General features: G+C 69.5%; 13 protein-coding genes and 8 pseudogenes. 6 read left to right on the top strand and 15 right to left on the bottom strand.

Translation table 11 applies throughout. The annotated features are described in order from the left end of the window. Positions 1 to 6 precede the first annotated feature (6 nt). Positions 7 to 990 carry an amidohydrolase family protein gene (locus ACHMW8_RS01840; protein ID WP_395444580.1) on the top strand — a complete coding sequence of 328 codons (984 nt, stop codon included), beginning with the start codon at positions 7 to 9 and terminating at the stop codon, positions 988 to 990. A 41-nt stretch (positions 991 to 1,031) separates the two neighbouring features. On the opposite strand, the gene ACHMW8_RS01835 is transcribed toward ACHMW8_RS01840, so the two are convergent. The 4 genes from ACHMW8_RS01835 to ACHMW8_RS01820 form a co-directional block, all read right to left on the bottom strand. Further along, positions 1,032 to 4,361, bottom strand: coding sequence for an amidohydrolase family protein (locus tag ACHMW8_RS01835; RefSeq protein ID WP_395444579.1), 3,330 nt, complete (start codon positions 4,359 to 4,361; stop codon positions 1,032 to 1,034). Positions 4,362 to 4,526: 165 nt separating this feature from the next. Continuing rightward, positions 4,527 to 5,174: a tetratricopeptide repeat protein gene (locus tag ACHMW8_RS01830; RefSeq protein ID WP_395444578.1), complete on the bottom strand. Its 648-nt coding sequence runs from the start codon at positions 5,172 to 5,174 to the stop codon at positions 4,527 to 4,529. After that, entirely contained in the window at positions 5,134 to 6,036 is a 903-nt protein-coding gene (locus tag ACHMW8_RS01825; RefSeq protein WP_395444577.1) for a serine hydrolase domain-containing protein, read from the bottom strand. The genes ACHMW8_RS01830 and ACHMW8_RS01825 overlap by 41 nt, the downstream gene beginning before the upstream one ends. A 201-nt stretch (positions 6,037 to 6,237) precedes the next feature. Beyond that, complete coding sequence (locus ACHMW8_RS01820; protein WP_395444576.1) at positions 6,238 to 8,637, bottom strand: PAS domain-containing protein; 2,400 nt, start codon at positions 8,635 to 8,637, stop codon at positions 6,238 to 6,240. Between the two features lie 60 nt (positions 8,638 to 8,697). Between ACHMW8_RS01820 and ACHMW8_RS01815 the strand changes: the two genes are divergently transcribed. Together ACHMW8_RS01815 and ACHMW8_RS01810 are read left to right on the top strand one after the other, a co-directional pair. Next, entirely contained in the window at positions 8,698 to 9,177 is a 480-nt protein-coding gene (locus ACHMW8_RS01815; RefSeq protein WP_125155645.1) for a Dps family protein, read from the top strand. A 16-nt stretch (positions 9,178 to 9,193) separates the two neighbouring features. Further along, positions 9,194 to 10,432 (top strand): cell wall hydrolase, encoded by a 1,239-nt coding sequence (locus tag ACHMW8_RS01810; protein ID WP_395445865.1) that lies wholly within the window; start codon positions 9,194 to 9,196, stop codon positions 10,430 to 10,432. A gap of 12 nt (positions 10,433 to 10,444) precedes the next feature. On the opposite strand, the pseudogene trxB reads toward ACHMW8_RS01810, so the two are convergent. Further along, a pseudogene (gene trxB / locus ACHMW8_RS01805) lies at positions 10,445 to 11,454 on the bottom strand (thioredoxin-disulfide reductase). A 120-nt stretch (positions 11,455 to 11,574) separates the two neighbouring features. Here trxB and pseI point away from each other — a divergent pair. Further along, complete coding sequence (pseI, locus tag ACHMW8_RS01800) at positions 11,575 to 12,627, top strand: pseudaminic acid synthase (RefSeq protein WP_395444575.1); 1,053 nt, start codon at positions 11,575 to 11,577, stop codon at positions 12,625 to 12,627. Here pseI and ACHMW8_RS01795 read toward each other — a convergent pair. The 8 genes and pseudogenes from ACHMW8_RS01795 to ACHMW8_RS01760 all read right to left on the bottom strand — a co-directional run bounded on the left by ACHMW8_RS01795 (position 12,624) and on the right by ACHMW8_RS01760 (position 20,923). Further along, positions 12,624 to 13,480, bottom strand: a pseudogene (locus tag ACHMW8_RS01795) (SDR family NAD(P)-dependent oxidoreductase). The gene pseI and the pseudogene ACHMW8_RS01795 overlap by 4 nt on opposite strands. 51 nt (positions 13,481 to 13,531) lie before the next feature. Beyond that, positions 13,532 to 14,486, bottom strand: a pseudogene (gene pseG / locus ACHMW8_RS01790) (UDP-2,4-diacetamido-2,4,6-trideoxy-beta-L-altropyranose hydrolase). Between the two features lie 214 nt (positions 14,487 to 14,700). Next, positions 14,701 to 14,925 (bottom strand): hypothetical protein, encoded by a 225-nt coding sequence (locus tag ACHMW8_RS01785; protein ID WP_125155651.1) that lies wholly within the window; start codon positions 14,923 to 14,925, stop codon positions 14,701 to 14,703. Between the two features lie 46 nt (positions 14,926 to 14,971). Further along, positions 14,972 to 16,118, bottom strand: a pseudogene (locus ACHMW8_RS01780) (mitochondrial fission ELM1 family protein). Between the two features lie 139 nt (positions 16,119 to 16,257). Next, positions 16,258 to 16,732: pseudogene (greA, locus tag ACHMW8_RS01775) on the bottom strand (transcription elongation factor GreA). Between the two features lie 230 nt (positions 16,733 to 16,962). Continuing rightward, the gene (locus tag ACHMW8_RS01770) at positions 16,963 to 17,625 is read right to left on the bottom strand and encodes a glutathione S-transferase family protein (protein ID WP_395444574.1); all 663 of its coding nucleotides are present in this window, start codon (positions 17,623 to 17,625) and stop codon (positions 16,963 to 16,965) included. A 91-nt stretch (positions 17,626 to 17,716) separates the two neighbouring features. Next, positions 17,717 to 20,198, bottom strand: a pseudogene (locus tag ACHMW8_RS01765) (ABC transporter permease). A gap of 34 nt (positions 20,199 to 20,232) precedes the next feature. Then, a pseudogene (locus ACHMW8_RS01760) lies at positions 20,233 to 20,923 on the bottom strand (ABC transporter ATP-binding protein). 57 nt (positions 20,924 to 20,980) lie between these two features. Between ACHMW8_RS01760 and ACHMW8_RS01755 the strand changes: the two are divergent. Together ACHMW8_RS01755 and ACHMW8_RS01750 are read left to right on the top strand one after the other, a co-directional pair. After that, a complete protein-coding gene (locus ACHMW8_RS01755) occupies positions 20,981 to 21,646 on the top strand; it encodes a GDSL-type esterase/lipase family protein (protein ID WP_395444573.1) in 666 nt (221 codons plus the stop codon). A gap of 42 nt (positions 21,647 to 21,688) precedes the next feature. Next, entirely contained in the window at positions 21,689 to 22,120 is a 432-nt protein-coding gene (locus ACHMW8_RS01750) for a hypothetical protein (protein WP_395444572.1), read from the top strand. Here ACHMW8_RS01750 and ACHMW8_RS01745 read toward each other — a convergent pair. Both ACHMW8_RS01745 and ACHMW8_RS01740 read right to left on the bottom strand, forming a co-directional pair. Beyond that, entirely contained in the window at positions 22,117 to 22,566 is a 450-nt protein-coding gene (locus ACHMW8_RS01745) for a hypothetical protein (RefSeq protein ID WP_395444571.1), read from the bottom strand. The two genes, ACHMW8_RS01750 and ACHMW8_RS01745, sit on opposite strands and share 4 nt — an antisense overlap. Before the next feature lie 235 nt (positions 22,567 to 22,801). Continuing rightward, positions 22,802 to 23,145 (bottom strand): annotated as a pseudogene (locus ACHMW8_RS01740) (DUF559 domain-containing protein). Positions 23,146 to 23,153: the final 8 nt, after the last annotated feature.

The raw sequence follows: 23,153 nt of genomic DNA, 5'->3' as shown, positions 1-23,153 counted from the left end.
GGGACCTTGTCGACCTTCTTGCGTGGCGCGACGGCCTTGGCGCTGCTGCTTTCGACCGGTCGGGCCTGGGCGGGACCGGCGATCGACCACCACATGCACGTCCATTCGCCGGCGATCCTCGAGATCCTGCCGGCCTATTGCGCCAGTCCCAAGCGCAAGAGCCCGTGTGACCCGCGCTTCACCGCGCCGCTGACCGCCGCCGACGCCCTGAAGGCGATGGACGGCGCGGGGATCCGGACGGGCTGGCTGATGTCGACCGCCTATCTGGCCGAGAGCCCCCTGGGCCCGTCCCAGCCGGACGCCGCCCGAGTGGTCCGCGAGGCCAACGATTTCACGGTCGCCCTGGCGCGGAGCTGGCCCGACCGCTTCGCCGCCTTCGTCAGCGTCAATCCCACCGCGCCCGACGCCCTGGCGGAGATCGCCCGCTGGAAGGGCGACCGCGCGGTGACGGGGCTGAAGCTGCACCTGACCAATTCCGGCGTGGATCTGCGCGATCCGGCCCAGATCGCCAAGCTGGCGGCGGTCTTCCAGGCCGCGGCGGCCAATGGCTGGACGATCATGATCCACATGCGCACCGGCGCGGCCGACTATGGCGCGCGGGACGTCGAAGCCTTCATCGACCAGGTGCTGCCAGCCGCCCGCGGCCAGCCCGTGGTCATCGCCCACGCGGCGGGCTGGGGCGGGATCGACGCGGCGACGCTGGACGCCCTGGGCGCCTTCGCCGACGCGTTCGAGAAGGATCCGCGTCGCGTCGGCAACGTCCGCTTCGACCTGGCCCAGGTGTTCAAGGACAATGCGACGCCGGACGATCGCGCCCGGATGGCCGGCCTGATCCGCCGGATCGGTCCGGACCGTTTCGTCGCCGGGTCGGACTGGCCGTTCGCCGGCGACCTCAAGACCTACTTCGCCACCGCCTATGCGGGGCCGGAACTGTCGCCCGGCGAGTGGGCGATCGTGACCGGATCGACGCGCGAAAAAGGCGAGCCCTAGAGAGGGCCCGCCGTCTTCGGGCCGCGGAACGGTCCGCTGGCCTAACCGACATCCTCGGTCGTGGACTCCGCCGGTTGCGAGCCGCCGTAGGCCTCGCCGGAGCGCTCCCACCAGTACGGCTGGCGGACGCGCTTGCCGGTCTCGACCTCGTTCAGCGTCGTCGGATCGTAGAGCCGCCCGCCCAGCATCACGCGGTTGATCTTGTCGCTGTTGCGGATGTCGACCGTGGGATCGGCGTCCAGCACCAGCAGGTCGGCAAGCTTGCCGGGCTCCAGCGAGCCGACGTCCTTGTCGTAGCCCAGGCTGCGCGCCGAGCTGATAGTGCCGGCCGCCAGGGCCTCGACGGGAGTCCAGCCGCCGCGCACGAACGACCACAGCTCCCAGTGGGGGCCCAGGCCCGCCTGCTGGCCGTGGGCGCCGATGGCCACCTGCACGCCGCGATCGGCCAGCTTCTTGGCCTCGCGGGCCGTGGCGCCGTCGACATAGTCCTCTTCCGGCGCCGAGGTCCGGCGGACGTTGCGCGCGGCCAGCAGGGCCGGCGGGGCGTGCCTGGACAGCAGCGGGTGCTTCCAGACGTCCATGTGCTGGCGCCAGTAGGGATCGCCGGCCAGGCCGCCATAGGCCACCACCAGGGTCGGGGTGTAGTTGGTCTTGCTCTGCGACCACAGGGACACGACGTCGTCGTAGAAGTGTTCGACCGGCAGGTTGTGCTCGACCGTCGAGTTGCCGTCCTGCACCAGGCTGATGTCCATGCTGTAGAGCGAGCCGCCCTCCGGCACGACCTCCATCCCCTCCTTCTGGGCGGCGATCACCACCATCTGGCGCTGTTCGCGGCGGGGCTGGTTGTAGTTCTTGACGCTGTGGGCGCCCTGCGACTTCAGGCGACGGACATGGGCCAGGGCGTCGTCGAGCGTATTGATCTCGGCATAGACCTCCGGCGCCTTGGCCCCATAGATGATCTCGCCGGTCGAGAAGGTGCGCGGGGCCAGGATCTTGCCGGCGCGCTGCATCTCGCCCGCGACGAAGATCTCGGCGGCGCGGGCCGACGGATCGTGGATCGTGGTCGCGCCCATGGCCAGGTTGACCATCGACGACCAGTTCTGCTGCGGCACGAGATCGTCCTCGCCCTGCGGCCCGTGCGCGTGGGCGTCGACCAGGCCGGGGATGATGGTCTTGCCGGCCACGTCGATGACCTTGGCGCCGGCGGGGATGGCCGCGCCGGCCTTGGGGCCGACCGAGACGATGCGGTCGCCGTTGATGACGATGACCCCGTCGTCGATCACGCCGCCGTCCTTGCTGGCCATGGTGACGATGCGCGCGCCGGTCAGGGCCACGACGCCCGTCGGCTTGTCGGCGGCGACCTCCATGGAGAGAGAGACGCCCGTGGCGACCGGCTTGAACTTGCCAGACTCCTTGGCGCCGTCCTTCGGAGCGTCGGCCGGCGCCGGGGCGTTGGCGTACAGCGCCTCGGTGTCGGCCGTGAACAGGGTCGGGCCCATGCTCCAGTGGATCCGCGCGCCGCCGTTCGACCAGTTGATGAAGTCCGCGCCCTCGGCGCTGACCCGGGTGACGGGCAGGGGGCCGCCCTTCTGGTCGACCGAGACGTCCTGCGTGCCCGGCAGCAGCGGCATGACGAAGGCTTCGTAGTTCTGGCGGAAGGCCACGTTCTGGCCGTCGGGCGCGACCTGGTAGTCGTTGACCATCTCGCCGCTGGCGTGGACGTGCTTGGCCTCGCCGTCCAGGTTGGTGCTGACCAGCTGGCGCTTGCCCTTCTCGGACATCACCATGAACACGCGGTCGTTGCTGGCCCCGAACTGCGGCTCGGAGCCTTCACGGGAGATGCGCACCGGGATCCCGCCGGTCGCGGCCACGCGGTAGACGCCGGGGTCCTGCGACCAGCGGGTCGAGGTCAGGCCGCCGCTGCGGCGCAGCTCGAACACGATGGTCTTGCCGTCCGGCGAGAATTGCGGGACGGCGAAGTGGCCCGGCTGGCTCATCACGTTCTTGGCCGCGCCGCCGCTGGCCGAGACGGTGCGGATGTGGCCAAGGCCCTGATCGGTCCAGCCGACGAACACCACCGTCTTGCCGTCGCGCGACCAGGCCGGGAACAGCTCGAACTCGGCCTCGTCGCCGGAGACCAGCCGGCGCGCGGCGCCGCCGGCCGTCGGCTTGATCCACAGCTTGCCCAGGGTCTCGAACACCACCGACTTGCCATCCGGCGAGACGCTGGCCCAGCGCGGCATCTTGGTCTGGAACCTGTCGGGGGCGATCTCGACCTTCGGGTGGATGGCGTCGATGACCACGCGGGTGTCGTCGACCTTGAACGGGATCACGCTGTTGGCGCCGTCCGCGACGTTGACGCGGCGGATCTTGCCGCCGGCCCAGAACACCACGCTGGCGCCGTCGGGCGTCCAGGCCATGTTCGGATAGACGCCGGTGACCGCCCAGGTCTCCTGCACGTCCTGGTCCAGGGCGTCGTAGACTTTCTTCTCCTCGCCCGAGGTCAGGTCCTTCACATAGAGCTTGGACTTGGCGCGCTCACGGCGGACGAAGGCGATCTTCTTACCGTCCGGCGACGGGGTCGGGCGCACCGAGCCGCCGACGCCCGAGACGGCGGTGGTCACCTCGCCGGTCTCCAGGTTGTAGCGCTCGATGTCGAACAGGTCGGTGTTGGAGTCCTGGGCGTATTCGAAGATCGGGCCCGCGGTGACGTTGCGGACGTAGAAGATGCTCTTGCCGTCGGCGGCGTAGATCGGCTCGCCCAGCTCCTTCTGCAGCACCTCGCTGGCGCGCTTGACCAGCGGCACGCCGCCGCCGCCCGAGACGTGGTAGATCCACACCTCGCCGGTGCCCAGCGAGCGGCCGGTGGTGAAGTGCTTCTTGGCCACGATGAAGCGGCCGTCCGGGCTCCAGCTGGGCTGGTTCAGGAGGCGGAAGTCCTCCTTGGTCACCGCGCGCTTGTCGCCGCCGTCCAGGTTCATCACCCAGATGTTGTCGCCGCCGCCGCGATCGGAGGTGAAGGCGATGCGCTTGCCGTCCGGCGAGAAGCGCGGCTGGTGGTCATAGGCCAGGCCCTCGGCGATCCGCTTCGGCGTCCCGCCGGCGATCGGCATGGTGTAGATGTCGCCCAGCAGGTCGAAGGCGATCAGCTTGCCGTCGCGCGAGACGTCGACATTCATCCAGGTGCCGTTGTCGACGGCGATGCGCACTTCGCGGGTGGTCACGCCGGGCGGGGCGTTGACGTTCCACTTCTCGGGCTTGTCGGCCTTGGCCGCGTCGGCGGCGGGCGCCGGAGCGGGCGGCGCGGTCTGCGCCAGGGCCGAGCCCGACATCAACAACAAGGCGGCCAGCGCCGTCAGCCGACGATCCATTCCCAATACCCCCTCAAGCGCACGCGCGTAGGCGGAGCCTAGGGGGGAAGTCGGACGGAGTCACGGTGGCGGTTGCAAGGTTTTCGGCGGGGGATAGCCGCCCGCAGGCAGCGCCGCCGTGCAAGCGGGCGCTGTCGATTGCGAGTTCTCAGACCTGCATGTTTGTCACTTGCTATCGGGGCTTCGCTCCAAGTCCGAGATGCGCTGTCGGGCGTTCTGGTTTTCAGGATTGAGCGCGAGGGAGCGTCTGTAGCTCTGAAGAGCTTTACGGCGATCACCGTTGTTCTGAAGAGCTTCCCCAAGACTATCGTAGGTGTTGGCGCTGTCAGGATACAATCTGGTGTTCAATTGCAGAATGGCGACGGCCTGGCGGGGCTGCTGCTGTTCCATCAACTTATAACCCCAGGCGTTCAGGTCATTTTCGGTGAGGATGAACGTCGGATCTTTCAACATCATACGGCGGGCGATCTCGTCGGCCTTTTCAAATCCCTCCTTGAGCAGACGGGTTCGCAACCGTTTGATAGCGGGCGGCAGACCAAATCCGGTGGCCTCGTCCATGTCCGGGACATAGGCGGCAGCCAGACGGTCCATCATGTATTCAGGGCTGCTCCCCTGGAGATTGGTTAGGACGATGATGCCAAGGTCGTCTTCAAGGTAGTAGAACATGGCTGACCTTGTCCCGCCGACGGCGCCCGCCGCAGGATGATCCGGCCGAACCGCTATGGGCCATCCGAGACCCTGGCCGTTCAGCAGTTCATTGGGGCCGCCCAGTTTACCGTCGTTCAGGATGACGGGCTTCCACAATTCGGCCAAGCTTTGCCGGTTCAGGAGCGTTCCAGACCTGCAGGGCGACCAGCCATCGAGCCATGTCTTCAGCCGTCGAAAGCGCGCCCGCGGCGGTCCGGAAGAACTGCGGGAATTCGACGAACGCCGCCGCCAGGCGGCCACGATCGACCCAGCGCCCGTTGACGTTTTCGATTGTCGTGTAGCTGCCTGCGCTATTGGCGACGATGTCGGAAGAGTCGCCGTATCGGGTATGTTTCATCCCCGCCGCCCGGAACTGGCGCGCTTCAATGAAGTCCGTGAAAGGCTTACCCGACAGCTTGTCGATAATTTTGCCGAGAATGACGTAGCCGGTCTGGTTATACCTATATCGTGCGCCGGGCTGGAACTCGATCGGTAAGGTCTGCACCAAGCTCCAGGCTGAGGCCGCGTCCCCGGAGCCGATGATCCGCTCGTGGTCGTCGATGATGTTGGGCAGGCCGGAAGTGTGATTCAGCAATTGCCTTACGGTGACCGCGCGCCAAGCCATAGGCAGGTTGCTGATGTGCTGGGAGATCGGATCGTCGATCGAAAGCTTTCCGTCTTCCGCCAATTGAAGAATGGCGACCGCCGTGAAGACCTTCGTGATTGAATTGAGAGCGAACACGCTTTCGTTTGTCGTTTTCGCCTGATGTTCGATGCTTGCCAGGCCGAAACTTTCCAGCATTTCAACCTGACCGTGGCGGACGACCGCAACCTGTGCGCCGGGGATATGCGCGCGCTCCATACGCTGCTGGATCAATCCGGACACGACGACATTTGGCGCCTCGGCCAAGGATTTCGTGCTCTGCGCCGCAGCGTAGGAGGGCGCCATGAGGAGGCAAAGGACAGCCATGGATCTCAGCACGCTCATCTCCTCGTTTGTTAGGTTAGAGGCTTCGAGAGGCTCTGGCGGATGCACTCCGGAATTATTTTTTCACTTTGGACTATCGACGCTGCGGTCCGGTGCGTGGAGCGCAGAGGTGAAGGTTCGCTTTTAGCGCCAGCACGAATGTGCGGAGTTCACGGTGGCGCCAACGTTAGCAACTGGCGCTGAGCACTCCGTCGTCCGCCTCTAATGCGGCCGCGCCTGCGCCAGCGCCTGGGCCAGGCTCTCCAGGGAGAACGGCTTGCTCAGGAAGGGCCAGTCGCCCGCCCGGGCGCGGCCCTGGTCGCCGCCGGTGTAGCCTGAGCACAGCACCACCGGCAGGCCGGGGCGGGTGGCGGCCAGGGTCTCGGCCAGATCGACGCCGCTCATGCCGCCGGGCATGATCACGTCGCTGAGCACCAGCTGGATGTCGTCGTCCTGGGCCAGGCGCTTCAGGGCCTCGTCGACGCCGCCGGCGCGGACCACCGAGTGGCCCAGGTCGTGCAGCATGGCGTCGACCAGCTCGGCGACCTGGGGATCGTCCTCGACCAGCAGCACGTGCGTGGGGACCTGGGCCTGGACGTGGTCGACGGCGGGAAGCGCGTCGGCCGCCGGCGAGCCCTCGTCGATCGGCAGCAGCAGGGCCACGCTGGCGCCCTGGCCCGGCTTGCTTTCGATGTCGACCGAGCCGCCCGACTGCCGCGCGAAGCCGTAGACCTGGGACAGGCCCAGCCCCGTGCCCTCGCCAGGGGCCTTGGTGGTGAAGAACGGCTCGACGGCGCGGGCGATGGTGGCCGCGTCCATGCCCATGCCGGTGTCGCGCACGGCCACGCGCAGGTACCGGCCGGGCTCCAGCTCGCCCTGCTTGCGGGTCAGGGTGACGGGGCGGCTCTCGATGATGACCTCGCCGCCGGGCGGGGTGGCGTCGCGGGCGTTGACGACCATGTTCAGCAGGGCCGCCTCGAACTGGCCCGCGTCGATCCTGGCCGAGCGGACCCCGCCGCCCAGGCGCAGGGTGAAGGTGTAGGCGTCGCCCAGGGCGCGCTTGAGCAGGCCCTCGGATTCGGCGATCAGGCGGTCGACGCGGCAGACCTCGGGCTTCAGCGGCTGACGGCGGGCGAAGGCCAGGAGGTGCTGGGTCAGCTTCTCGCCCCGCCTGGCGGCGGCCAGGGCGGCGCTGATCATCCGCGCGCGCCGGCGCTCGTCCTCCGGATGGCGCTCGACGACGTCCAGGGCCCCGATGATGACGGTCAGCAGGTTGTTGAAGTCGTGAGCCACCCCGCCGGTCAACTGGCCGATGGCTTCCAGCTTCTGGGCCTGGAGCAGGGCGGCCTGGGCCGCGTCGCGTTCGGCCACCGCGGCGGCGACGCGCTCCTCCAGAAGCTCGTTGATCCCGGTCAGCTTGGCCTCGGCCTGTTTGGCGTCGGTGGTGTCGAAGGCGATGCCGATGAAGCCGACGAAAGCGCCGCTGGCGTCGAAGCGCGGTCGCGAGAACGACTTAAGCCAGCGCCATTCGCCGTCGCCCCGGCGATAGCGCCCTTCCAGCTGGAACGGCTTGCGCGAGGCCTCGCCCTGGACCTGGGCCTTGAGGATGTCGGGAAGGTCTTCGGGATAGAGGCGCGTGCGCCAGTCCATGGTCACCGCCGCCTCGTAGTCCAGGCCGGCGAACTCGACATAGGCCTTGTTGACGAACTCGCGGATGCCGCCGGGGCGCGTGACCCACATCAGGGCCGGAGCGCTGTCGGCCAGCATGCGGAAGCGGGCCTCGCTCTCGCGCACGCTTTCCTCGGCGCGGCGGCGGGTGGTGACGTCGAAGTTCAGGCCGATCATGCGGATCGGCTTGCCGTCCTCGTCGCGGACAACCTCGCCGCGGGCGTGGATCCACCGTTCGCCCTGGCTGGTGTCGGCCAGGCGGTACTCGACCTCGTAGTCCCCGAAGTCCTTCAGGGCCCGCCGCACCTGCGCCTGGATCATGGCGCGGTCGTCGGGGTGGATGTAGCGGGGGATGTCGTCCAGGCGGATCACCGCGTCGTCCGGCACGCCCATGCCCCGGCGGGCGGCCAGCGACATGTGGACCGCGCCGGTCAGCAGGTCGTAGTCCCAGGGACCCACGCCCGCCGCGGTCTGGGTGACGCGCAGCCGGGCCTCGGCCTCGGCGCGCTCCTCCCGCGCCTGGGCCAGGCCGCGCATCGCCCCGCGCAGGCCCTCGGCGGCGACCAGCACCATGACCGCGCAGAGCAGGTAGATGACCATGGTGGTCAGCTCGTCGCTGGACATCGGCACGGCGCCCTGGTCGCTCCAAAGCCACGTGGCGAAACCGGCGCCGGCGACCATGGGGACCAAGCCCCAGCGCCAGCCGGCGTACAGCGTCACCAGCATGATGGGCGGAAAGAAGGGCTGGGTGGCGCCGACGCCGCCGTGCAGGCCCAGCAGCGCGACGCGCATCAGCACGGCCATGGCCACGCCAATGAGCGCGACGATGGCGCATCGCCACGCCGGCGGTGGAACCGGAGGGATGAGCCAAGCGCTAACTAGAGCATCGATTCGACGGTGCTCGTCGGAAGCCAAGTTCGGGGCGTCTCTCTTCTCCACCTTCGCTCCCCGCAAAGATGTCTTGCCATGAAGATGGACACGCTTACCTAGAGCACGCAACACGGGAGATCAGTGATGGCCGATACCTTGAACACCGGACTGAGCGCCAAGCAGCGCGCCGACATCGCCGCCGCGCTGAACAAGGTCCTGGCCGACAGCTATGCGCTCTATCTGAAGACCCATGGCTATCACTGGAATGTTCGCGGTCCGAACTTCCAATCGCTCCACGTTCTGCTGGAAGGTCAGTACCAGGAGGAGTGGGCGGCGCTGGACGACATCGCCGAACGCATTCGCGCCCTGGGCGAGCTGGCCCCGCAAGGCTACGGCGCGTTCGGCAACCTCTCCAGCATCAAGGACGGCAATCCCGAAAACGAGTGGGAGGCCATGCTCAAGGAGCTTCTGGCCGACAACGAAACGGTGATCCGCACCCTGCGCGACAGCTTCCCGACCGCCGACGACGCCGGCGACGAGGCCACGGCCGACCTTCTGACCCAGCGCCTCCAGGCCCACGAAAAGCACGCCTGGATGCTTCGCTCCACCCTGGGTGGCAAGTAAGCTGACCGGGGGCGGGGTGGGGACCCTGACAGAGCCTCGGGCCTGGAAGGCCGCCGCGACCCTGCTGGTCGTCGGCGGCCTTTCCGCCTGCGCGACCTATTACGTGCCGGCCGGATCGGGGCGCGAGGCCGGACTGATGCGGGTGACGGGCAGCTTCACCGAGCGGGCGCTGCGCCACTATGTCGCGGACTTCGACCCCGCGATGCTGGCCCTGGCCAGGCGTCATGATCCCCGCCCGCACAAGGACTATTGGGGCCGCGTCGAGGGCTGGGAGGTCATCGATCTCAAGGACATCCCCCGCCTGGGCGACCGGGCGCCGGATTTCGACGAGGCGCGGGTGATCAACGCCCTGCGGCCGGCGGTTCCGGAGGATCTGGAGTTCGCCAAGCCATTCGTGCTGACCGGCTCGGCCGACGCCCGCGCCAAGGCGCTGAACTGCCTGACCCAGGCGGTCTATTACGAGGCCGGGTTCGAGCCGGGCGAGGGCCAGATGGCCGTGGCCCAGACGGTGATCAACCGTATGCGCCATCCGGGCTATCCGAAGTCGATCTGCGGCGTGATCTACGAAGGGGCGGCGCGGGCGACCGGCTGCCAGTTCAGCTTCGCCTGCGACGGCTCGCTGGCGCGCGTGCCGCCAGCGGCCTTGTGGGCCAACGCCCAGGCCGTGGCCAAGCGGGCGCTGAGCGGCTTCGTGTTCAAGCCGGTGGGCGTGGCCACCCATTATCACGCCGACTATGTCGCGCCCTACTGGGCCCCGACCCTGGTGAAGCTGAAGCAGTTCGGCCAGCACATCTTCTATCGCTGGACAGGCCCGGCCGGGACGCTGAAGGCCTTCAACGGCCGCTATTCCGGCAATGAGACGGTCAGCGCCGACATCCTGATGGCCGCCGACCCGCGCACCCTGGAGGCCGCGACGCCCGAGATCCTGGCCGCCCAGAACGCGCCGGCCAGTCCGGTGGCGACGGGCGCCATGGCCCAGATGCTGGGCGTGGACAACCTGGTCCTGCCCGACGCCAAGCTGGTCATGGCGCCCGACCCCAACTCACCGACCGGCGAGCGTCTGATGGCGCAGGGTTCGGTGGCCGGGCGGCGGATCCCGACGGCCGACGAGATCGCCCGGATCAACAAGGCGCTGGAGGCGGTCAGCGAGCCCGCGCCGGCGGTGGTCGCAGCCCCAGCGGCTCAGCCCGCGCCGCCGCCGCCTCCGCCGAAACCGAAGCCGCGACCGCCGAGCTTGCTCAGTCCGTTGAACTGAGGAGCGCCCGGCTCACCAGACGCCGATCTTGTTCGCCTCTTGATGGCTGATCGGATGGTGCGCGGCCTTGTGGTCTTCCTCGGCCAGGAAGCGCACGGCTTCCAGCGCCGCCATGCAGCCCATGCCGGCCGCCGTCACCGCCTGGCGGTAGACGTCGTCGGTGACGTCGCCGGCGGCGTAGACGCCTTCGATCGCCGTCGAGGCCGTGCCCGGCTTGACCTTCAGATAGCCGCCCGGGCCAACCTCCAGCTGGCCGGCGAACAGCTCCGACGACGGGGCGTGGCCGATGGCGATGAACACGCCGTCGGCGGCGACCTCGGTGGTCTCGCCGGTCTTGATGTTCTTCAGGCGCGCGCCGGTGACCCCCATGGGGTCGGTCTGGCCGGTGACCTCGTCGATGACGCTGTCCCAGATCACCTCGATCTTCGGGGTGGGCCAGCAGGCGCTCCTGCAGGATCTTTCTCGGCCCGCAGCTCGTCCTTGCGGTGGACCAGGGTGACCTTGCTGGCGAAGCTGGTCAGGAACAGGGCCTCTTCGACGGCCGTGTTGCCGCCGCCGACCACGATCACCTCTTTGTTCCGATAGAAGAAGCCGTCGCAGGTGGCGCAGGCTGAAACGCCGAAGCCCTGGAACTTGCTCTCGCTTTCCAGGCCCAGCCACTTGGCCTGGGCGCCGGTGGCGATGATGATCGTCTCGGCGATCCAGTCCTGGCCGCTGTCGGTCTTGACCATGAACGGACGCTTGGACAGGTCGACGCCGGTGACGATGTCGCTGACGAACTCGGTCCCGACATGCTCGGCCTGGGCGCGCATCTGATCCATCAGCCAGGGGCCCTGGATGACGTCGGCGAAGCCCGGATAGTTCTCGACATCGGTCGTGATGGTCAGCTGCCCGCCGGGCTGGATGCCGGCGATCAGCACGGGCTTCAGCAGCGCGCGGGCGGCGTAGATGGCGGCGGTGTAGCCGGCGGGGCCCGAACCAATGATCAGGCAACGGGTCTGGCGGGGAGCGGTCGTGGACATGGCGGATATCTAGGCGCGATTCCGCTCCGGCGCTACTCGAAGACGCCCCCAGATCGATTGACGCCTCATCCACTTTTGATGGGTTAAACTGGCGGTGACCACGTTCCCGGGTGATCCGCCATGTCCGCCCCCTTCATCGAAATCGCTGGACGCAAGATCGGCGCCGACTATCCGCCGTATGTGATCTGCGAGCTGTCGGGCAATCACAACGGCAGCCTCGAGCGGTGCCTCTCGATGGTCGACGCCGCCGCCGACACCGGCTGCGACGCCATCAAGATCCAGAGCTACACCGCCGACACCATCACGCTGGACGTCGACCGGCCCGAATTCAGGATCAGGGGCGGCCTGTGGGACGGGCGCACCCTCTACGAGCTCTACGCCGAGGCCCACACGCCGTTCGAATGGCACGCGGCCATCTTCGAGCGGGCCCGGAAGCGCGGCGTGACGATCTTCTCCAGCCCGTTCGACGAGACCGCGGTCGACCTGCTGGACGCCCTGGACGTCCCGGCCTTCAAGATCGCCTCGTTCGAGGCCGTCGACCTGCCGCTGATCCGGTACGCCGCCTCCAAGGGCAAGCCGCTGATCATCTCGACCGGCATGGCCAACCTTCAGGAGATGCGGACGGCGCTGGACACCGCCCTGGAGGCTGGCGCGCCGGGGGTGCTGCTGCTGCACTGCGTGTCGAGCTATCCGGCCACCTTCGCCGACGCCGATGTTCGGACCGTGCCCGACATGGCCGCCCGTTTCGGCTGCCCGATCGGCCTGTCCGACCACACGCCGGGCACGGCCGCCTCGGTGGCGGCGGTGAGCCTGGGCGCCTGCGTGATCGAGAAGCACTTCACCCTGGCCCGCGCCGACGGCGGACCGGACGCCGCCTTCAGCCTGGAGCCCGCCGAGTTCAAGGCCCTGGTCGGCGACACCAAGAACGCCTGGGCCGCGCTGGGCGCGGCCCACTACGACGTGCTGGGCGCCGAGCAGGGCAGCCTGCTCTTCCGCCGCTCGCTCTACGTCACCGCCGATGTGAAAGCCGGCGAGCCGCTCTCCCGCGCCAATATCCGCTCGGTCCGTCCCGGCAACGGCCTGCCGCCCGCCGAGCTGGACAACGTCCTGGGCAAGACCGCCACGCGCGACCTCGCGCGCGGCGAGCCGCTGGACTGGTCGATGGTGGGTTAGATCAGCCCCAGGCGCTTGCCCGTGATCCGGTCCAGGGTCCGCTTGGGCAGGATCTCGGTCATCAGCACCTGCATCGGCGACGGCGACACCACGTAGCGGACCCTGGGCTTCGTGGCGGTCAGGGCCGTGTGAATAGCCTCGCCGATCTTTTCCGCCGGCAGGCCCGACTTGCCCATCGACAGCATGTAGCCGCGCAACCGCTCGAGGGCCGGGGCGTAGACGGTGTTGGCGTAGCGGGTGGTGTCGGTCTCGTCCGCCTTGTCCCAGATCGGGGTGGCGACCGCGCCCGGGGCGACGACCACCACGTCGACGCCGAAGGGCAGGAGCTCGCGGCGCAGGGATTCCGACAGGCCCTCCAGCCCGAACTTGCTGGTGCAGTAGGGGGCCATGAACGGATTGGCGTTGCGGCCGCCGACCGAAGAGATGTTGACGATGCGGCCGGGGTCCTTGACCGGGGTTGAGCCGCCGCCGGCCCCGAGCAGCGGCGCGAAGGCCTGGGTGACGGTGACCACCCCGGTCAGGTTGACCTCCAGCTGCTGGCGCCATTCGTCGATCGGCAGGTACAGCAGCGGGCCGGCCACGGCGATGCCGGCGTTGTTGACCAGGCCCGCCAGGGGGCGCCGCCCAGGGCTCTTTCGACCTGGCGCGCGCCGGCGCGGACGCCGGGGCCATCGGTGACGTCGAACACCAGGGGCGTGAAGGCGTCTCCGAACTCGGCCTGCAACCGGTTGGCGTCGGCCTGTTTGCGGACGCTGCCGAAGACGTGAAAGCCCTTGCCGACCAGCACCTTGGCGGCTCCCCCGCCGATGCCTGTCGATACCCCGGTGATCACCACCGATTTCTTTCGCGCCATGTCGCCCCTCCCTTGGTTGCGGCCAAGATAGGGGGAGTTGAGCGCGGTTCGCTAGAGGGAGCTTTTGGCGAGCGCGCGGGTCAGGAAGGCCTCGGCCGCCCGCTCTGCGCCCCTCCCGTCGCACACCGCGGCGCTGGCGCGCGACAGGGCCGCCCGCTTGTCGGCGTCGGCCAGCAGCATGCGCGACGCGTCGATGAACACGGCGTCGAAGTCCGGCGCCTCGACCGCCAGGCAGGTCGTGACGCCGGCCGCCTCCAGCGCGCGGGCCGCGGCGACCTGATTGTCGGCCAGGATCAGGGTCAGGGTCGGCAGGGCCAGGACGCAGCGCTCCCAGGTCGTCGAGCCGCCTGCGCCGATGGCCAGGTCGGCGGCCAGGATCAGCTCGGGCATGCGCGGGGTGTCGACGTGCAGCGTCAGGCGCGGGTCGTCGGCGGCCAGGGCTCGCAGGGCCGGCAGGCTGGACGCGCCGCCGCCCAGGACGATGTCCAGCCTCGCCGCGCCGATGATGGGGCGCAGCAGGTCGACGACGCGGCCAGTGACGCCGCCGACATCGGTCAGGCCCAGGGAGACCGAGAATCCGGCCCACGGGTGCCCGCTCGGCGCGGCGGGTGAGCGCCGCTTCACGCAAGGCCGCGAAGGCGGGACGAACGGGGGCGTAGCCGGGGCCGAGCAGCAGCCGGGCGGTCGGCGGGACGAGGCCGGCATAGTCCCGCGCGGTCCGCGCCGGGCCGGAGTCCAGGACCAGATCGGCGGCCAGCGGCCGGTCGGCCAGGTCGTCGATGACCAGCGCAGGGCGGCCCTTGGCGACCGCGCGGTGGTCGTCGGCGGTCAGGGCGTAGCTGTCGAACACCAGGGCGTCGAAACCGTCGTCGCTGTTGGCGCGGGCCATGTCCGGCGCGAAGGCGTCCAGCAGCTTGGCGACCTCGGGGGCGACCTCGGGCGAAACCAGGAACGCGCAGGTCGCGCCGCGGGCCTCGAGGGTTCGCGCCAAGGTCAGGGACCGCATCACATGGCCGCCGCCCACCGTCGAGCCGGCCGCGCAGATGAAGAGGATGCGGGTCACGGCGTTGACCGCCGGCCTAAGGACAATGCGGGCTCTATCACGCCCGGTCGCGCTGCTTCTTCTCGCGATTGTAGTCCCGCATGAAAAACCAATGGACGCCAAAAGCCGAGGCGATGAACACAAGGCAGATCAGCATTGATTGAAAGATGGGGGCCATTCAGTCCTCCACGCGAAAAAGAATGTAGTGCAAGGCTCCTTGCAGGGCAACGAAGGCCAACAACGCTCCGGCCACCAGCAGCAGATTGGAATGGCCGGAAACCAAGGGCTGAAGGAGCGACGAACCTAGGAACGCGATGGCCGTTGCATTGCACGTCGCCGCTAGCGCCTTGCGCTGCTCGTTTCGCGCCGCCTTGCCCGGGCGGGATATGAACGGCTCAACCATATCGCGAACGTAACGCGAACATTCGTGCGGCCGCAAGCGGCAAAAATCAGGCTTTTGCTTTTGCCGCTCTAGGCTTGCGCGGCTTCGGCGCGGGCTTTTCGGGAGGTGGCTCCACAACCGCCTCGAACCGTCTTCGCCCGAGGTTTCCGCTTCGGCTTGGCGGCCTCCTCGACGACCGCGACCTCGACCACCGGCTCCGGAATCTCCACCCCGATCCGCGCCAGGACTTCGCGCGCCGCGCGGTCGGTCTCGTTGACCGGCGCATAGGTCCAGCCGTGGAACGCGCCGCCGTAAGGCCGCGCCGCGCCCTGGCTTTCCAGCTCCTCGTGGAACATGCGGAACTTCAGGCTGGAGCCGTCCATCTTCAGCACGAACACCGGCTTGCCGGTCGAGGCGGCCTCGGTGGCCATGTTGGCCGAGTCCTCGGTGACGAGGATGTAGTCGGCGGCCGCCAGGAAGGCGAAATAGGGGTTGGGGCCTTCGCCGCTCCACACCATGCCGGGCAGGTGGCGCAGGCGGGCGGTCATCAGGGCGCGGGCCGGCTCGGGCGTGCGGCGCGAGAAGGTCATCAGCAGCGACCCGCCGTCCTGCTCCAGCGGGATCTGGATCGAGTGGGCGATCTGGGCCGCCCGCTCGCTGGAGAGGTCGAAGGCCTTGGACTTGCCGCCGATCAGCACCGCCACGCGCGGCTGGGGCAGCGGATCGATCACGTCGGCGAAGGCCGCGTACTCGGTCTCGAGCCGCTGGGGCGTGACGCGGTGCGGCGAGCCGGTGATCGGCAGGATGTTGTCGCCGGTCAGGCGGTCGTGCTTGGGGGGGATCACCAGGTCGAACATGGTGGCCGGCACGCGCGGGTCCTGGATCTGGACCACGAAGGTCTTGCCGCCCGACCAGCGCTTGGCGCGGATGGAGAGGGGCAGGGTGGCGCGGCCGGCGGCGATCCACAGATCGGGCCAGTCGTCATCCTTGTTCCGAGGGATGCCGCTCTCCGGCGTCAGCCAGCGCTTGGGCAGCAGGTTCAGCCACCACGGCAGGCGGCCGATGCTGCCCGTCCAGCCCACGCGCTTGACGGTGACCTCGCAAGGGACCAGGCGCGCGATCGCCTCCGACAGGCCCACGACCTGGGCCTCGATGCCGGCGCGACCGTCGGAGACGGCCCACACCTTCAGAGGCGGTTTCGAAGCTTCGACCAAGTCGTCGACTCCGGGCAACGCAAAACGAAACGAGGCCGCTCTCAACTAATAGAGCTCGGGCCCGCCATGCGGCGGGCCCGTTGGAGCAGCCTCGCTCCATTGTACTCGATTTATGGCGCGGCTGGGGCGGCGGACCGCCCTACAGCCACTCCACCTTGAGGATCTCGTAAGCCTTGGTGCCGCCGGGGGTGTTGACCCTCGACCACCTCGCCGACTTCCTTGCCGATCATCGCGCGCGACAGCGGCGACGACACCGAGATCCGGCCCGACTTCACGTCGGCCTCGTGCTCGCCGACGATCTGGTAGCGGGCCTCGTCCTCGGTGTCCTCGTCGACAACCGAGACGGTGGCGCCGAACTTCACCTGCTTGCCCGACAGTTTCGACACGTCGATGACCTGGGCGCGCGCGATCTTGTCCTCGATCTCGGCGATCTGGCCTTCGATCCAGCCCTGGCGCTCCTTGGCCGCGTGATACTCGGCGTTTTCCGACAGATCGCCATGCGAACGCGCCTCGGCGATCGCGGCGATAACGGCCGGCCGTTCGATGGTCTTCAAACGCTTCAGTTCTTCGTCGAGGGTCTGATACCCCGCGACGGTCATCGGCACTTTTTCCATTGCGGATTTTAGCTCGGACGCCTTTGGGAGGAAATTCTTCCGGTCGAGGGCGCTCACAACCGGGGGCTGGGAGGATAGGCAGCCAGATTCCGATAAGCAAGGGGGCGTGGCGGCGCCTGAGGTCGATCGCGCCCGCTAGCGTACCGCCAGGGGCGTCCGTCTGCACGTTACAAGGTTGCGCTATCAAGCCGCTGGGACCTCGGCGGCGCTCGAAGCCCCTGGCCCGTCGCTCACGCGTAGGCGTAAGGCCCGCCCTTCTCCAGCGCCCGTTGATAGGCGGGGCGGGCGTGGATCCTGGCCAGGAAGGCCTTTACGTGCGGACGGCTGTCCGCCCCGGCCCGCGCCGCGCCGGCCTCCAGCGGGAAGCTCATCATGATGTCGGCGGCGGTGAACTCGGCGCCGGCGAACCAGGGCGTCTTGGAGAGCTCGGCCTCCCAGTAGTCGATATGGGTCTTGAGCTGCGGGTCGACGAAGCCCTGCTGGGCCTTGCCGGCGATCGCCTTGACCAGACCCTTCAGCAGACCCGGCGCGCGGGTCGGCAGGGCGGTGAACACCAGCTTCAGCAGCAACGGCGTCATGGCCGAACCCTCGGCGTAGTGCAGCCAGTAGGTATAGCGCAGGCGCTCGGGACCGCCGGCGGGCGGGATCAGCCGGCCCTGGCCATAGGTCTCGATGACGTACTCGACGATGGCGCCGGTCTCGGCGATCGTCTTGCCGTCGTCGGTGATGACCGGCGACTTGCCCAGCGGATGGATCGCCTTCAGCGCGGGCGGAGCCAGCATGGTCTCGGCGTCGCGCTCGTAGCGCTTGACCTCGTAGGGGACGCCCAGCTCCTCGAGCAGCCAGAGCACGCGCTGGCTGCGCGAATTGTTCAGGTGGTGGACGACGAGCATCGGGCGTTTCCCATCATGGATATCTTGTCGCGCGAACGATGGTCGCGTGTTCGAGGTTCGGCAAGGTTTCGCGCCGGCGGGCGCGCTCCACCTAGTCGCCGCGCAGAACCGGCGCGGGACGTTGCGACAGCGCCAGGCTGGCGGCGATCAGCCCGCCCAGGGTCGCCAGGCCCGTCGCGCCGGCCAGCAGCGCCAGCACCCCGCTCCAGTCGACGCTCCAGCTGGCCTCGAACACCTTGACCACCACTGGCCAGGCGGCGGCGAAGCCGAACGCCACGCCGGCCGCGCCGGCGATCAGGCCCACCGCGCCATATTCGATGACATAGGCGACCAGGATCTGGGTTCGCGTGGCGCCCAGCACCTTCAGCGTCGCGGCCTCGCGAGCCCGGGCCCGCGCCCCGGCGGCGATGGCCCCGGCCAGCACCAGCAGGCCCGCCAGGCCGGCGACCGCCGCCGCGCCGCGCACGGCCAGCGCCAGGCGGTCGAACAGGGCCGCCGCCGCGTCCAGCTGCTCGCGGACGCTGATCACATTGACCCCTGGAAACACCTCGCCGAGCTTGCGGGTCAGGGTCGCTTCCTGCGCGCGGCTCAGGCGGGCGATGGCCACGCTGCGCAGTTCCGCGCCCTCCAGGGTCGCGGGGTTGAAGATCAGGTTGAAGCTGGGGCCAAAGCCGCCGAAGTCGATCTTGCGCAGCACGGCGACCTTGGCCTCGATCTCGCGGCCCAGCACCAGGACGGTGAGGGTGTCGCCGACCTTGAGGCCCGCCGCCTGGGCGATCTCGGCGTTCAGCGCCACCTTGGGCGGGCCGGCGTCGTCGGCGGGCCACCAGCGGCCGGAGACCACGCCGGCGTTCCTCGGCTCCTTGGCCAGCAGCGACAGGCTGAGGTCGTTGTCGAAGGCCCAGCGCTCTGACGCCTTGATGGCCTTCACGTCGACCGGCTTGCCCTTCAGGGCGATGATCCGGCCTGTCGCGAATGGCATCCGCAGATAGGCGTCCTCGCGCAACGGACCGATGACGCCGGCCACGGCGGCGTCGAAGGCGTTGGCGCGGTCGCCGGGGATCTCGGTGAAGACCATGGCCGGGGCGGTGCGCGGGGCCACGTCGCTGACCTGGGCCAGCAGGGCCGACTGGATCAGCACCACGCAGGCCAGCAGGGCCACGCCCAGGCCGATGGCCGGGCTGGCGGTCCGCGCCGCCGAGCCGGGACCGGCCAGATTGGCCAGGCCCAGCTTGACGGGGCCTCGCGTCAGGCCGCGCGCCTTGCCCGCCAGCCAGGCGGCCGAGCGGCCCAGAACGGTGAGCAGGCCGAAGGCGGCGGCGACGCCGGCGATCATGATCGCCGCGGCCAGCGGGGTCGGGGCGGTGGCCACGGCCAGGGCGGCCAGGCCCACGCCGGCGACGACCGCGCCGAGGGTCTCCAGGCCCAGCGGCAGGCGGGCCTTGGGCGCGCGGCGGAACAGGGCCGAGGGCGGCGTGACCCGGGCGCGGGCCAGCGGGACCAGCGAGAACGCCGCCGCCGCCAGCACCCCGAACAGTCCGGCCTTGGCCAGCGGCCACGGATAGACCTTGAACAGCGCCGGGATCGGCAGGCTCGAGCCGGCCAGCTGGCCCAGCACCAGCGGCGCGACGGCCCCGACCGCCAGGCCGATCGCGACGCCCAGCAGGGCCAGGACCCCGATCTGGATCAGGTGCAGGTCGCGGATCAGGCCGCTCTCGGCGCCCAGGGCCTTCAGCACCGCGATGGCCGGCTCGCGCGTCGACAGATAGGCCGCGACCGCGCCCGCGACGCCCAGGCCGCCGGCCACCAGGGAGGCCAGGCCGATAAAGCCCAGGAAATATTCCAGCTGGTCGATCAGCCGCCGGGCGCCGGGGGCGCTGTCCAGGCGGTCGCGGACCCGCAGGTGAGACTTCTGGCAGCGCCGCCTGCGTGGCCTTGCCGATCGCGCGGGGATCCTCGCTGGGCTTCAGCGCCACCCGAACGGTGCGGCTGGTCAGGCCGCCGGGCGCCAGCAGGCCGGAGCGCTCCAGGACCTCGCCGCGGACCAGCACGCGCGGGGCCATCGAGAAGCCGCGCGACAGGCCGTCGGGCTCGCTGACCAGCCGGGCGCGCACGACCAGGGTCATCGGGCCGGCCTCGAACCGGTCGCCGATCTTCAGATGCAGGCGATCCAGCAGCGCCGGCTCGACCGCCGCGCCGGCCAGGCCGTCACGGTCGGCCAGGGCGGCGGCCAGGTTCGGCGCGCCCTCCAGGGTCACCGTCCCGGCCAGGGGGAAGCGGGCGTCGACGCCGCGCAGGCTGACCAGCCGGCGCTCGCCGCTGGGGGCCTGGGCCATCGCGCGGGCGACGGCGGCGTAGGTGGTGACGCCCAGCCTGTCGAAGGCCGCGCGCTCCTTGTCGGTGAAGTCGCGGTTCTCGACCGAGAACGACAGGTCGCCGCCCAGGATCTCGCGCGCCTGGCTGGCCAGGCCCTGGCGGAAGGCCTCGGCGGTCGAGCCGGCGGCGGCGATGGCGGCCACGCCCAGGGCCAGGCAGGCCAGGAAGATGCGGAAGCCGCGCACGCCCGAGCGCAGCTCGCGGGCGGCGAGGCGGAAGGAGAGGGGAGGCTCACGAGGCGATGCGCCCGTCGGCCATGCGCACTATGCGGTCGGCTCGGGTGGCGAGACCCGGATCATGGGTGACCATCACCAGAGCGGCCCCGACCTCGGCGACCAGGTTGAACATCAGGTCCGCCACCGAGGCGGCCGTGGCGCCATCGAGGTTTCCGGTCGGCTCGTCGGCGAACAGGAGGGCCGGACGCGCGGCCAGGGCGCGGGCCAGGGCCACGCGCTGCTGCTCGCCGCCCGACAGCTGGTGCGGATAGTGGGTCAGCCGTCCGGACAGGCCCACCCGACCCCAGCCAGTCGCGGGCGGTGGGCAGGGCCTCGCGCGTCCCGGCGATCTCCAGCGGGGTGGCGACGTTCTCCTCGGCGGTCATGTTGGGCAGCAGGTGGAACGACTGGAACACCAGCGCCGCGCGGCCGCGCCGCAGGCGGGCCCGGCCGTCCTCGCTCAGCGTCGCCAGGTCCTGGCCGAACAGCCGCACCGTCCCGGCGGTCGGCTCCTCCAGCCCGGCGCCCACCGCGATCAGCGACGACTTGCCCGAGCCCGACGGACCGACCACGGCCACGCGCTCGCCGGCGTTCACCGCCAGGTCGACGCCGCGCAGGATGTTCACGGGTCCGGCGGCGGAGGGCAGGGTCAGGGCGACGGCGCTCAAAACCAGGGGGGGAACCAGGGGCGAGGCGTCGTCGGTCATGGTGTTTCCTGTAGGGCCGGTCCTTGTTCGGCCGGCAGCCTGACTACATAGGAAGGCATGAGCCTGACCGCACAGCGTTTTCCCAGCCGTCGCCGCATTTTGCTCGGCCTTGGCCTCCTGACCCAGATCGCCGCCGCCCCCAAGCCGCCGGGGAAGCCGCAAATCGTCACCGTATTAGGCGAACTCGATCACGGCGGGCCTGGGCCTGCCGGCGCGCGACGCCATGCCGGCCCAGCTGCAGGCGGCGCTGGGCAAGCTGGGGGTCTCGGCCGTGGTCCGGCCGCGGGTGTCTCGGGCGACACCAGCGGCGGCGGTCTGGCGCGGGTCGGCTTCAGCGTCGCGGCCGACACCAGGGTCTGCGTGGTGGCGCTGGGCGGCAACGACTTGCTGCAAGGCGTCGAGCCGGCCCAGACCAGGGCCAATCTGCGCGGCGTCCTCCAGAAGCTTAAAAGCCGCGGCGTCGGCGCGGTGCTGGTCGGCGTCGGCGCGCCCCCGACCATCGGGGCGTCCTACGCCCGCGAATTCAATGCGATCTATCCCAGCCTGGCGCGGGAGTTCGGGGTCCCGCTCTACGCCAATATCCTGGCCGGGGTGGGCGGCAACGCGGCCCTGCTGCAGCGGGACGGCGTCCATCCCAACGCGGCCGGCGCCCGGAAGATCGGCGAGGCCCTGGCTCCGATCGTGGCCCGGGCTCTGAAGGGGCGCCCTAGGATCCGACATTGACTTGCGACTATTTGAGGTTGAGTCTGGCGCCCTCTATGTCGATTGCTAAGGGGCGACGCGGAATGGGTAGTCAACACAAGGTCTGGGCCGTGGTGGCGGCGATGGGGGGTCCTGGCGGCCTCCGGCGCGCGGGCCGAGAACGCCAAGGGCGAGGCGACGCTGGCCAAGATGCTGGAAGGTCGGACCGTTCTCGCCGGGGTCAACTGCCTCGAGACGCGCAAGATCATCACCACGCAGATCATCAACGGCACGGCCATCGTCTACCGCCTGCGCGGCAGCCCGACGCTGTACGTCAACCGGCCGACCGCGGGCCTCGACGACCTGAACTCGAACAACGCGCTGCTCGTCGGCGACACCCCGAGCCTGTGCGAGGGCAACAACCTGTTCGTGGGCGACAACGGTGGGCGCGGCGCGGCCGCCGGCTATACCGGCGGCGTCCGGCTGGGCGAATTCATCCCCTGGGCCAAGAACTAGAGGTCGTTCCGCGGCGCGGGCGGATGGGCCAGCGGCTTCAGGTCGGGGTCCACCCACCAGCGGCGAGCCTCGACCGAGAACAGCCGCTCGCGCGACCAGTGCGTGAGCGGCCAGTTCTTGTCGCCCAGCGGCGTGGCCAGCAGCAGGGCGACGGCCTCGGCGTCGGACGTTCCGGGCGGCAGGGCCGCCTCGAAGGCGCGGATCGCGGCCAGATAGGCCTGGGTGATGGTCTCGTGATAGCCGGCCGTCTCGGTGTTCTGGCCGCCGACCGCGACATTGTAGGTGCGGATCACCCACGGCAGGTCTCGCTCCAGGTTCGCGTCGCGCAGACGCACCAGGCGCAGGGTGGCGGTCAGGTGGGCCGCGTGGGTCCACTGGTCCTTGGGCAGGCTGCGGTCCAGCAGCCCCTCGGTCAGGGCGGCGATCTCGGCGTCGGTGTAGCTCATGCGGTCAGGATGTAGCTGACTCCGTGCGCGCGCGTCAGGTCCTTACGCAGTACGCCGTCATCCCCGCGTCCATGGCGGAAATCCATCGGGATCGACGATCGTCCCGACACTGGCGATCTGAGGGGCCGCTTGCCGGAAGAATGCTGGCGGGGGCTCCCGACCCTGAGCGGAACTTTATAACCCCTCTCTCATAGAGAGGGAGGGGCCCGCCGCGAAGCGGTGGGAGGGTGAGAGGTTACACCCTGTCCGAACGAAGCACCGCGAGAATGTCATCCGCCGTCCCGCCAGGATCTGTAAGGACCCGCTCATTGCGGACCCTCAGGACGACATAGCCGTATAGCTCCAGCGTCTGAGTGCGGCGCTCGTCATAGTCTTCGCGGCCTTCGTATGCGAGGCGCCGTCCAATTCGACGATAATCTTCGCCGCCTCGCAGACGAAGTCCGCGAAGTAGCGATCGATCGTGACCTGTCGCAGGAACCGGAACCCACCCAGGCGGCGATTGCGAACGAGGCCCCAGAGCACCTTTTCGGCCAGCGTCTGGTCCCGGCGAAGGCGGCGGGCATTGGAGAGCTTGTCCATAACAAGAG

Origin of the sequence: Caulobacter sp. UC70_42 (assembly GCF_044056025.1) — a bacterium.
In the GTDB taxonomy this organism is placed as follows: Bacteria; Pseudomonadota; Alphaproteobacteria; order Caulobacterales; family Caulobacteraceae; genus Caulobacter.
Note: the sequence above shows the minus strand (reverse complement) of the source record. Positions and strands in the feature narration are given on the sequence as shown.

Excerpts from the sequence above, each read along its gene's own strand:
- ACHMW8_RS01835 (WP_395444579.1), bottom strand. The coding sequence starts at position 4,361 with ATGGATCGTCGGCTGACGGCGCTGGCCGCCTTGTTGTTGATGTCGGGC.
- ACHMW8_RS01825 (WP_395444577.1), bottom strand. The coding sequence starts at position 6,036 with ATGAGCGTGCTGAGATCCATGGCTGTCCTTTGCCTCCTCATGGCGCCC.
- ACHMW8_RS01815 (WP_125155645.1), top strand. The coding sequence starts at position 8,698 with ATGGCCGATACCTTGAACACCGGACTGAGCGCCAAGCAGCGCGCCGAC.
- pseI (WP_395444575.1), top strand. The coding sequence starts at position 11,575 with ATGTCCGCCCCCTTCATCGAAATCGCTGGACGCAAGATCGGCGCCGAC.
- ACHMW8_RS01785 (WP_125155651.1), bottom strand. The coding sequence starts at position 14,925 with ATGGTTGAGCCGTTCATATCCCGCCCGGGCAAGGCGGCGCGAAACGAG.
- ACHMW8_RS01770 (WP_395444574.1), bottom strand. The coding sequence starts at position 17,625 with ATGCTCGTCGTCCACCACCTGAACAATTCGCGCAGCCAGCGCGTGCTC.
- ACHMW8_RS01755 (WP_395444573.1), top strand. The coding sequence starts at position 20,981 with ATGAGCCTGACCGCACAGCGTTTTCCCAGCCGTCGCCGCATTTTGCTC.
- ACHMW8_RS01745 (WP_395444571.1), bottom strand. The coding sequence starts at position 22,566 with ATGAGCTACACCGACGCCGAGATCGCCGCCCTGACCGAGGGGCTGCTG.